The 11,699-nt window shown below is 42.0% G+C and carries 6 protein-coding genes; 3 read left to right on the top strand and 3 right to left on the bottom strand.

Annotation, left to right across the window (positions count from 1 at the left end; genetic code table 11):
- Window positions 1–261: 261 nt before the first annotated feature.
- From cobI to cobG, 3 genes are read right to left on the bottom strand one after another with little or no spacing between them, the layout of a single operon-like run.
- Window positions 262–966 (bottom strand): precorrin-2 C(20)-methyltransferase, encoded by a 705-nt coding sequence (gene cobI / locus IM477_RS13145; RefSeq protein WP_287732084.1) that lies wholly within the window; start codon window positions 964–966, stop codon window positions 262–264.
- Window positions 963–1,589 carry a precorrin-8X methylmutase gene (locus IM477_RS13140; RefSeq protein ID WP_287732085.1) on the bottom strand — a complete coding sequence of 209 codons (627 nt, stop codon included), beginning with the start codon at window positions 1,587–1,589 and terminating at the stop codon, window positions 963–965. The genes cobI and IM477_RS13140 overlap by 4 nt, the downstream gene beginning before the upstream one ends.
- Window position 1,590: 1 nt before the next feature.
- A complete protein-coding gene (gene cobG / locus IM477_RS13135) occupies window positions 1,591–3,015 on the bottom strand; it encodes a precorrin-3B synthase (RefSeq protein ID WP_287732083.1) in 1,425 nt (474 codons plus the stop codon).
- Window positions 3,016–3,670: 655 nt separating this feature from the next.
- On the opposite strand from cobG, the gene IM477_RS13130 reads away from it, so the two are divergent.
- The 3 genes from IM477_RS13130 to IM477_RS13120 all read left to right on the top strand — a co-directional run bounded on the left by IM477_RS13130 (window position 3,671) and on the right by IM477_RS13120 (window position 11,466).
- Window positions 3,671–10,195, top strand: coding sequence for an Ig-like domain-containing protein (locus tag IM477_RS13130; protein ID WP_287732082.1), 6,525 nt, complete (start codon window positions 3,671–3,673; stop codon window positions 10,193–10,195).
- 93 nt (window positions 10,196–10,288) lie between these two features.
- Entirely contained in the window at window positions 10,289–11,026 is a 738-nt protein-coding gene (locus IM477_RS13125; protein ID WP_002804289.1) for a hypothetical protein, read from the top strand.
- A 2-nt stretch (window positions 11,027–11,028) separates the two neighbouring features.
- Entirely contained in the window at window positions 11,029–11,466 is a 438-nt protein-coding gene (locus IM477_RS13120; protein WP_002804288.1) for a carboxypeptidase-like regulatory domain-containing protein, read from the top strand.
- The last annotated feature ends 233 nt before the right edge of the window (window positions 11,467–11,699 follow it).

The following is an 11,699-nucleotide window of genomic DNA, read 5'->3' as shown; positions in this document are numbered from 1 at the left end:
TTGAGTATAGGCTACATATCAGGAGAGGCACTCATGCAAGAGGCACTCATGCAAAAGGGAGAATAAATAATCAGTTTTTAATAACCAGATTTAGTATTATCTAAACCCTATAGGTTCTGTCAGGTAGGGGATAGAGGATTTAACTTAGTGTCTATAGAGTTATTGAAAAAATCGGGTCTAAAACCTCGCCTTAAGGCGAAAAGTTTTTGGAGCGGGGCATAAATCCCCGTTACAAAAACGGCCTCCTGCCCCCTGCCTTCGTTATTGGGGTTTAGTTTTACTAGGAATCAGAATTAATGACCAGTAAGTAGCAGCCTCTGGATCGACTTCTGTAATCGGAATAATTTGCTGATTGGGTAAGGTTGCTCGTTCGATGTAGAGGGCGCGTTCTAATAATCCTAATTCATCGAGAATATCGCGAACTTTAGCGAAATGTCTGCCTAATTTAATAATCGCCGCTGCATCAATAAATACTAGGCGATCCCGCAATATTTCCGCCTCTAAAGTAGCGGGCATGATACTAAATACGTCATTTCGATAAGTGATAGGTACACCCAGCATTGCTGCACTTGCCATCACTGAAGAAATACCCGGCACGACTTCAATTGAAAAGCGATCGCACAAGCGATTAAAGATATACATAAATGTGCCATACAACATCGGATCGCCCACACATAGCACCGCCACATCTCGACCTAAGTTTAAATGTTCGGCGATATTTTCGGCGGCAATATCATAATGAGGTTGAGAACTGCGCTCGACACTAAAAGGTAAGGGCATGGGAATTTCTATCTGCTCGGGACGGATAAAATCCGACACAATTGCTCGTGCCAAAACTTTGCCACTTTCTAAGGTAGGATAAGCAATTACCGGAACAGTTGTGAGAATTCGGTGTGCTTTTAGCGTCAACAATTCGGGATCGCCAGGCCCGATTCCTAATCCATAAAGTTTGCCTAATTTATTCATAATTCGTTCTCTTTTGCTAAAGCATTGACTGCTGCTGCTGCGATTGCGCTTCCTCCCCTACGTCCGTGCAGGGTAATAAATGGCACACCACGACTATTAGTTGCTAATTCTATTTTCGACTCTGCCGCTCCCACAAATCCCACGGGAAAGCCTAAAATCAAAGCCGGTTTATCTACATTTTGATCGAGCAATTCTAGTAGGCGAAAAAGTGCGGTTGGTGCATTACCAATGGCTACCACTGCTCCAGCTAAATGAGGTCGCCAAAGTTCTAAAGCGGCAGCGGAGCGGGTATTATTAATTTGCCGTGCCAACTCGGTCACTTCTGGATGATTGAGGGTACAAATAATCGGATTATTTTTAGGTAAACGCGCTTTGGTAATGCCATTAGCGACCATTTGAGAATCACAGAGAATTGCTGCACCCCCAGCGAGGGCATTTCGTCCGATTTTAACCGCGTCTGGTGATGCTTCTAAATCTTCTGTTATGTCTGTCATCCCACAGGAATGAATTAGACGAACCGCCACAGGAGCTAAATCATCGGGGAGATTTTCCCAGTTAGTTTCTGCCCGAATAATAGCAAAAGATTTGCGGTAAATTTCCTCACCATTCTTAATGTATTCCATTCTATTCATCTAATTTTTTCGATTTTTGGGAGCTTAAAATTTGGGCTATGAGGGGGGGAATCTTGGTAAATTCTCCCTCAAATATAGGTGTTTCTAAGAACTTTTGACTATCACCCACATAGACTTGATAAGCTTCTAGTATTTGGCCATTTTCCTCGATGGTAGTTCCTAAAAGGGTAATTTCGGCTGGACCCGGTTGAGCGCAGCATTTAGCACAACCCGTCAAATGAATATTAACAGGAGAATTGCAGGTTAAGCGTTCTTTCAAATAATCTGCCAAGAGAGAAGCATGAATTTGAGTTGCAGTGGCCGCCGCCGCACAGCCCGGTTTACCGCTACAGGCAACCATCCCCGCATCCCATCCAAGAGAAGCGGATAATCCTAAGGATGCCAGTTTTGGCAACAACTCTGACACTTTTTCATCGGGAATATCGGGTAATATAACAGTCTGCCAAGGGGTTAATCGTAACTGACCACTGCCAAAAGTTTCTGATAGTGCCGCTAATCCCGATAGTTGATTAGCCGTCAATTGTCCTAATCTTAATGATAGACCAATATAAGATAATCCGGGTTGCTTTTGAGGATGAATTCCCAGATGAAAATAGGGTTGAGTAGAATGGGCAGCCTGCCGGTATTCTTGCCCTTGTATTATGCCGGTAGAAGTCCGATGTAATTGAGAGTTAACTTGTTCGAGATATTTTGCTAATCCCCAATCTTTTAGCAGGTGTTTCATCCGCGGTTTTTTACCCTTGATATTGGGGGTTTGTTGAACATAATCGACATAAACCTTTACTAGAGCTTTGACCACAGCTAAACAGTTTTCTGGCTCAATTAATAAGTCCGTGTCATATAATTGTTTATCTCCTGCGAGTGCTAATCGAAAGCAAACAAGAGAAGTTAAATTTGTCGGATTATTGACGGCAATTGCTGACAGATGAATCTCGTTATAGCGGTGTTGCCAGGCCATAGTTGAACCAGTGCCAATTCCCACTGCACCACCGCCATCGATCCCGATACTAAATTTAGGACTTAGTTGGGCAATTGATGGATAATTTTGGATAAAATTATCTAATTCTTGGACTAATGGACGAGTATCGATCGATTCTTGGCAGTCAATTCCAGCCGTGGGACTGGACATGATATTACGCAGATGATCGATACTGGGATTATGGGCAGCTAACCCTAATTTTTGCAGGGTTTGAAATTCTTCTAAACTGGGGGATTTTTGCAGTCCGCGAATTTGCAGATTTGCCCGATTGGTAACTTGTATTGTCGTCTGCCATTGTTCGAGCCAAGTGGCGATCGCTTTTCCCTGTTGAGAATTGAGCCATCCACCGGGGGTGCGGAGACGAATTAAAAACCCATCCTGGGCAGCAGTTCCATAAAATAAACCGGGACAAGCATTTGCTTCAACTAACCAATTCACCTTTGTGTGTTCTCCATGCGACGCAGAGAAGTAGTTAGAAAATTATTTGTCTATCTACCGATTAAAAACTTGTAATTGGCATTCTGACTCGCAAGGAAAAAGGGAAGATGTACTCTTTTTACTTTTTACTTGATTACAGCTGCGGCACAGTACCAGAATTGCACTGGACTTTCCCAAAGACAAGCTTAAGGATCATACCACAGTTTGAGTTTTGGCGTTGCTAGATAAAAATCAGCTATAGGCTGGTTCCTCTATCCATCTGGCACAGACAACTCCTTATTGGATAAGCCTTGACCCTTAGAAGATGTACCAGACTGAGCCTGAATCCGCCGTAGTAATTACCCAATTATCTTAAGCACCACAAGCATTTCAGCTTTTTTTCAGCAAGCCCTACCTACTGTGAATGTTAAAAATTTCTGTCTTTTTTGTTATAGTTTCTAACATTGCCTATAGGCTTAACCCAGTGACATTTCATAAACTCCAGTGTCCTTTGAGTTTCGGAAAGGAATTAAACACTATGAACTCAGTTAATCTTTTGTTTGGGAACAAGACAATCAACCAATCTCTTAGGTTTAGCCAAATTCTCTCCCAATCTCTGGAAAGCGTATCTTACTCTCTTCAGGAATTCGCTACCAGTCCAGAATTTATGGAGAAGATGAGGCTTGCCTTTGGAGACAGTTTTGTGACGGTTACTGCCCTTAACTTGGCACAAGATTGGCAAAAAGGTAGTATAACGCTCCCTTCCCTTGAGATTCTTACTGCTACGACCCTTAATGGTGCTTATGCCGGATATGCTAGTGGGACAAAGACGATTTATCTATCTGAAGAATTTCTCAGTGAGAATTCCCTTTCAGTAATAACAAGTAGTATTTTAGAAGAATTTGGACACTCTCTTGATGTTATACTTAATGACTCAGACTCTTCAGGAGATGAAGGACAGATTTTTGCTGCGCTGGTTCAAGGATTATCTTTACCTGAATCAGAACTGCAAGCATTAAAACAAGAGAATGATTTCGCCACGATATATATAGATGGTCAAGAAATTTTAATTGAACAGGGAAGTGTTTCAGATAGTGGCGGCTTTGAAGGGAGTTACCAAGTGATTACCCTTGATACGAAGGGTGGAGGATATGCCAGTTTTTACTATGAGCATTATACCATTCCTGATAATTTCATTATTCGTTATGAAGGAAGGAATATCTTAGAAACGGGATTTGTTGGAGGAAGCAAGACAGGAACGGTTCAAATTCCTGAAGGAGATTCTGATCAGTTAGAGATAATTGTAGCAACCAATGATGAAGGAACAGCATGGAATTATACGGTTGAAACAATTGCACCAGGGTTAAATATACAAGATGCCTATGTTACTGTCCCAGGAGGAAGTAATCAAACGGCAACCATCAAATTCCCTGTGATTCTCTCAGAAGCAGTTGATGTAGAAGTTACTGTTAATTATTTTACGCTCGTAGGAACGGCCGTAGATGGTGTAACGGGGAACGACAGAATAGATTACCAACCGATTACAGGTACATTAACCTTTGCCCCAGGAGAAACCCGTAAAGAAGTTGAAATCAGGATATTAGGAGATACCCCTGTTAATTACGGGGGCAATGCCAATTTTGAGATTTTCGCAAGGGATACAGCGTATCAGAATTGGGATAAAGGAGACGATATTGACTTTAACGGTAGTTTGTCTTATGGAGATTTAGGCTATCGAGTTGATCAATTTTTCAACGATGGCAGTACAGGTTTTCAGGCAACAGGATTAACTTCGGATGAAAATTTCTTTGTTTTAATCAGCAATCCTGTCAATAGCGAAATTAGCCAAGAGAGTGACCAAGAAAAAGATCGCTTATTGACAGATTTAGAAGAATTTCTCGGTCCAGATTTTGTGAATTCATCCTCTTATCAGAAAGTCAAAGAAACTCTCAATGACCTAGAAGCGCAGGATACCTCTTGGGCTTATGCGACTGGGACGATTTACGATGAAGGAAAAGCCCCCGTCTTGGCGATTCGGGGGACACAGCCCGATCAATTAAAAACAGATGTCTGGGATGATGCTAATCCCAATGGCATTGGTTATGGTCAATTTACGGCCAATCGGGAGGCTGTTAATCCATGGCTTCAAGAAGCAAGTCAGCCAGAGGATAATCTCTCGCTAAAACCCCACATTACAGGTCATAGTTTGGGTGGAGCATTAACCCAATGGGTGGCAGCAGATTATTCTTCTCAAGGTGCTTTAGGGAATATTGTTACGTTTAATGCTCCGGGTATTTCAACGAGTGCGGCTAATAGTTTCAGGGGTGCAGAGAAAGTCACTCACTATATCACTTCTATCGACATAGTGAGTATGGCAGGATTTCGTTATATTTCTGGACAATATGTTTTATCCAATCAATTGCTTGTCCCTTCCTCATTTCCCAATCCTGTTGATGCTCATCTTCATCCCGTAATTATTCCTAAAGTAGAGTCCAGTGGCTTGACTAAACCAGCTAATTTAAAGATAGATACGGTTGGTGGTACAAATGCGCTAAGTAGTCCCTTCTTCACCTATTTACCCGATCCTGATTATTTTGCGATTCAATTGATAGTAGCATCAGTACCAATCATTGGCCCATATTTGGCAAGTCAGCTAACTTTTCGTGGCACTACTGAATTAAATCGTCAAGCTATAGGTGAACTGCTCTACGGTATCGGCTTAGAGAACATCGAATTTGCCATAGAAAAACTAACGGCTGCTGTTAATGCTGCCAAACAATGGGGACAAGATGCTTGGAATGCCATTACAGGGTGGGGAGAAAATGCTTGGGGTGCAGTAAGTAATTGGACAGTAACGGCTTGGAATGCCACAACCACATGGGTTAGTCAAGCTTGGAATGCCACAACTACATGGACGAGCGATGCTTGGAATGCTACCAAACAATGGACGAGCGATGCTTGGAATGCTACCAAACAATGGACGAGCGATGCTTGGAATGCCACAACTCAGTGGACAAGCGATGCTTGGGATGCCACAACTCAGTGGACAAGTGATGCTTGGAATGCTACCAAACAATGGACGAGTGATGCTTGGAATGCTACCAAACAATGGACGAGTGATGCTTGGAATGCCACAACTACATGGACAAGCGATGCCTGGAATACCACAACAAAATGGACAAGTGATGCTTGGAATGCCACAACAAAATGGGTAAGTGATCTTTGGCCTTTCTCATCTTCATCGGATTTTCTGTCTGTTACAGCCTTTAATGAGATGAATAGTGATTCTATTAATCTTCAACAGACTCTCATTAATAATCCTTGGCAAGCGATCGCTCAATGGACTCCTGAAGCGTGGGAAGCAACCACTCACTGGAGTGATGCGGCATGGCAAGCGACAACAGCATGGACTCCTGAAGTGTGGCAAGCGACAACAGTATGGACTTCTGAAGTGTGGCAAGCGACAACAGCATGGACAGATGAGATATGGCAAGCCACCACTCAACTTGATAGTACAACAGGGGATGAAATCCTTTTCGGGACAATTGGCAATGACAATCTAAGTGGCAACGCGGGCAAGGATATTCTCGATGGATTAGCAGGAAATGATGTTCTTGATGGAGGAGAAGGGAATGATATTATCAAGGGAAGTGCTGGTAATGATAGCCTAACAGGGGGGACAGGTAGCGATAGTTTCGTCTTTGAGAGTCCCACAGAAGGGATAGATACCATCGAAGATTTTGACAGTAGTGAGGGCGATCGCATTGTCATTTCGGCAACGGGTTTTGGCGGAGGATTAACCCCTGATGCGGTTCTCGCAGAATCTCAGTTTGTCTTAGGGACGACGGCGGTTGATAGTGATGACCGATTTATCTATGATCCAGCTACTGGAAATCTGTTCTTCGATCCTGATGGCAATGGTGCTGCACCTCAACAACAGATTGCTATTCTAACAGGCGCACCTAACTTGAGTGCAGGGGATATCTTTATTTCTGGCAATTCAACAACCCCTAGCATCAAAATTACCGCCCCATCTACTAATGTCAGTGACACCAAAGTAACCATTGAATGGAATGCCTTTGATGCTGACTCAGAAGCAACCATTAGCCTATTCTACGACACGGACAATCAAGGATTTGACGGTGTCTTGATCGCTGATCGATTAGCGGAAACCGATGGACAAGGAAGCTTTGTTTGGAATACCGAAAATATTCCTCAAGAGAATTATTTTATCTACGCCCAGATTGTTGATGAAACCCATTCTCCTGTTTTTAGTTACTCCAAAGGGCAAGTTCTATTAAAACCTTTGATAGAGGCGGATTTGTCGGTCACTAAAACCCCTAGTGTTACCTCTGTGGAATTGGGAGAAACTTTTACCTACACGATTCAAGTCACTAATAATGGCTCAGTTACGGCTCAAAGGATAACAATCACGGAAATCTTAGCAGAACCTGTTACTTTTGTTTCTGCCAGTCTTACCCCCTCTCAACAGAGCGACAATGCTTTTACTTTTGATATTGGGGAGCTGCCATCGGGTGAAAGTCAAATAATAGAAGTCACGGCGATCGCTCCTACACTATTAACAGGAACAATCATCTCTAATACCAGTGTTTTAAGTGAAACCAATGATCCTAATCTAACCAATAATGTCGCACTTTTAGCAACTGAGGTCACTGCACCCGCACTCCCAGACTTAGTGGTAACTCGTACTGATAGTTCAGGTGGGGTCAATATTAACTCTCCCTACAGTTATAGCCTAACGGTCACTAACAATGGTTCTGCCACAGCAACAGGGGTTATTCTGACAGAACAATTACCTTCGACGGTTGATGTCATAAGCATTTCTAACTTTCCTGAACTACAAATTAATCTGGTAGATATTATCAAGTTTGAACTGGATGCAGGGGATCAAGTCATTCTTGATATTGATGCTCAAGAATTAGGTTCACCGTTAGATTCTGTACTACGTCTATTCGATTCAGCTGGGAATGAATTAGCAGAGAATGATATTAATTTTGGAACTCCATTTCCATTAGATTCTTATATCGATTTTACGGCTTCGGTTTCTGGGACTTATTACGTTGGTATTAGTGGATGGTCAAATTTATTTTACGATCCCTTTATTGATGGCAGTGGAGCTTTAAGCTCTTCATCAGGTGACTATACGCTTGAGATTAAAGTAGGAAGCAGCGGTTCTACTAATCAGGTTGTTTTGGGTGAACCTAATAATACAATTCCCCAAGCAGTAGATAGCGGTCTGAGTTCGGCTAATCCGGGAATTTTCGTCGCTTTCGGTTCAATTCGGACTGATTCCGAGCCGATTACTAATCCGATTAGTATTAACTTAGGTGATCTTGACATTGGTGCAAGTGTAACCGTCGATTTAACAGTTTCCTCGATCGCTGCTGGTAATCTCAACAGTACAACAATCGTAACCAGTAATGAGTTAGATGCCAATCCTCTTGATAACCTAATTGCTGGTACACAAGTTGTTAGTTCGGAGACTCCTACGGAGATTGATTTAGAACTGACTCAAACGGTTAATAATTCTAATCCCGCGATTGGGGATGAAATTACCTTAACCTTAACCCTTACCAATACTGGTCTTGGGGTCGCTAGTAACATTCAAGTGACCAATGTTTTGCCCTCAGAATTAGCGTTTATTTCTGTGGTTGCTGAACAGGGAATTTATGACAGCAACACAGGCATCTGGAATGTTGGTAATATGCGAGATAATCTTAGTCGTACTCTAACGATTACTGCACAAGTAAATGGGGGTCAATCCCTCACGAATACGGCTCAAGTTACGGCAGTTTTTGAAGCAGACCTTGATTCTATTCCCAATAATAATGATCCGACTGAAGATGATCAAGCTTCTGTTTTGATCGATGTTCAAAATGTCGCTCCGATTGTGCAAGGAAACAAAACCTTAACGGTTTTAGAAGATGCGTCTTCTACTTCCCTCAATATTTCTACGCCAACCGATGGGAATGGTGATAGTTTAACCCTAACGGTAGAAACAATTCCAGATGGCACAAAAGGTCAAATTTTCTTAGGCAATAACCTAGTTAATACTGGTGATCTTTTAACCCCACAGCAGTTAACCAGCTTAGTCTTTGTTCCCAGCGCTAATGCCAACGGTGCAGCAGGAACGTTTAGTTATACCGTTAGAGATGGTCAAGGAGGTACAGCTTCGCAAACGATTACATTAGCCATCACGTCAGTCAATGATGCGCCTGTTGCCCAAGATGACACGGCGACCACCTCTCAAAATACACCTATTACTTTAGCCGTCCTTGCCAATGACAGTGATATTGAAGATGATTCTATCTCTCTAACTTCTTTCAACCCAACTTCCAGTCAAGGTGGTACAGTCAGCCGAGATGAAAACGGGACTCCTAGCAATCTCACTGATGACAAACTGCTTTATACTCCCGCAACTGGGTTTATTGGCATTGATAGCTTCACCTATACGGTTAGCGACGGTACAGATAGTGACACGGCAACGGTTACGATTACGGTGACTTCTACTAACCAACCGCCCCAAGCCGTTAATGATGTGGCAAAAGGGACGCAAAATACGCCTTTAATTATTCCCTTTGCTACTCTCCTTAGCAATGATACCGACCCAGATTCCGGTGATATTCTCAATCTTACAGGCGTCAGTAATCCCAGTAATGGTAGCGTTAAGTTGAATGGCTCAAATGTTATTTTTACGCCTCTTGCTGGCTTTATTGGTCAAGCGAGCTTTGATTACAGTATAAGCGATAATCAAGGAGAAACTAGCACTGCCAGCGTCAATATTGCTGTCAATCCCTTCTTGGGTTCTCAGGGTCGAGATACACTGATAGGAACGAATCTTGATGATATTCTCATGGGGGGTTTAGGGGCTGATAACCTCACAGGAAACCAAGGTCACGATCAATTTGTTTATCAAAGTATCCGAGATGCGGGAGATGTGATCAAAGATTTTGAAGTTGGTATAGACCGAATTGTATTTACTGCATTACTTAATAGTCTTGGATATGGAGGTTCTAATCCGATTGCGGACGGCTATCTGAACTTTGGTTCACGGAGAAATGATACCGTCATTCTTTTTGATGAGGATGGTTCTGGTTTAAGTAAGCGGGCTTTACCTTTTATTACCGTTGAAAACCTCGCCTTAACTGCGATGCAAAATCCCAATAACTTTATCTTTTGATCCTAAAAATGGGAGCGCAATGTCGCCAGAACACTTGAGACGCGCTCCTAAGATTCTTACTAACAACTGTGTCATGTAATTTAGAGGAATGCTATGTCTATCAAATTTTCTTCTTTAACATTTGGGTTCATTTTCGGCTTAAGTTCTCTGATCGTTGCTAAGTCTTCTCAAGCGGCTTTGATTAACTTTAGTAGTTGGAATCTAGCTGGAGATGTGGAAATTACTTCTTTGGGACAGGTTGATCTCTCAACGAATGCTTTACAAAATGATGATAGTCCTAGTCCTGATAGTAATTTTAATTTCTCTAATCTTCCAGCTATTGATACTGCTACTTTAGAGTCAAATTTAGGACTTCCCTCTCAAAGTTTAGAGCCAGATCATAACAATTTTGTATTTGCTTTTGAAGGCTCAGGACTGGAAAATCAATATACTTTCACTGAAGAGACGACCTTAAGTTTTAATTGGACTTTTTTAACCAATGACGAAACTCGTAATCTCAGTGGATTTGATTTTGATGATTATGCTTTTATTGCCCTCAATGATCAAATTCAAACTTTAGCGAGTACCAATAGTTCTATCAGTACCTTAATCCCTTCTAGCACTAATTTCAGTCGTCAAGTTTCGGGGAGTTACACGCAAACCTTTAGTCCCGGAACTTACAGCATCGCTTGGGGAGTGGTTGATGTTGGCAGTTTTGACCAGACTTCGGCTCTCACCGTTAACAATGCTCAACTATTTCCATTTAATCAGCCTATTCCCGAACCCAATTCTTTATTTAGTTTGTTAGTTCCTCTCGGATTTTTTGCTGTATCATTTCTTCATCGGAGATAGACATGAACCTACTTCCTAAACAACTGACAATTACCTTATTAGCTCCCTTGATGTTATTGGTCAGTAGTTGTAGCTCAAAATTAATTTCTGCGCCGGGGATTAAGGGACGGTTTATCGAAGAGTCAACCGGAAAACCCATTGCCGGAGCTAAGGTGAGATATACTAATATAGGCGAGGGCTTGACCAAAGAGAGTATCACCGATGCGGATGGTCGTTTTATTTTTCAGCCTGAATTTACAGAGGGCTATGCAGGATATCCCACATCGCCTGTCGGTTTACGGGTAAGACTTCAACTAATGATAAAAGATAAGCACAACTTTTCATCTGTCTATCCTTCTGTGAAAAATTCTGCTTATCCTTCTGTGAAAAATACAGATGTTGATAATGCTATGATCGATGCCGGTGATATTAAAGTTAATCGGTTTTTTTTAAACCCCTAAGACCCCTTTTTTCTTGAGGTAAAATATGTCATTAAGAATCAACCAGAAAATCAATATCAGGCTCTTCGTTACTTGGTATGATTCGATCAGGGGGCATAAATCGACTAAATCCTTATATGGCAAGAGACTCAATTGATTAGCTCGTTCTAGATAGAAAACAATTGGCAAAAATCGAAGCAATGTCTTTCTGTGTAAGGGTTTTATCCTTTATAACCCCCCTCCATTGCATAACA

Source organism: Microcystis sp. M090S1 (assembly GCF_020246295.1).
GTDB classification, from domain to species: domain Bacteria; phylum Cyanobacteriota; class Cyanobacteriia; order Cyanobacteriales; family Microcystaceae; genus Microcystis; species Microcystis aeruginosa.
This window is presented reverse-complemented; position numbering and strand designations above follow the sequence as displayed.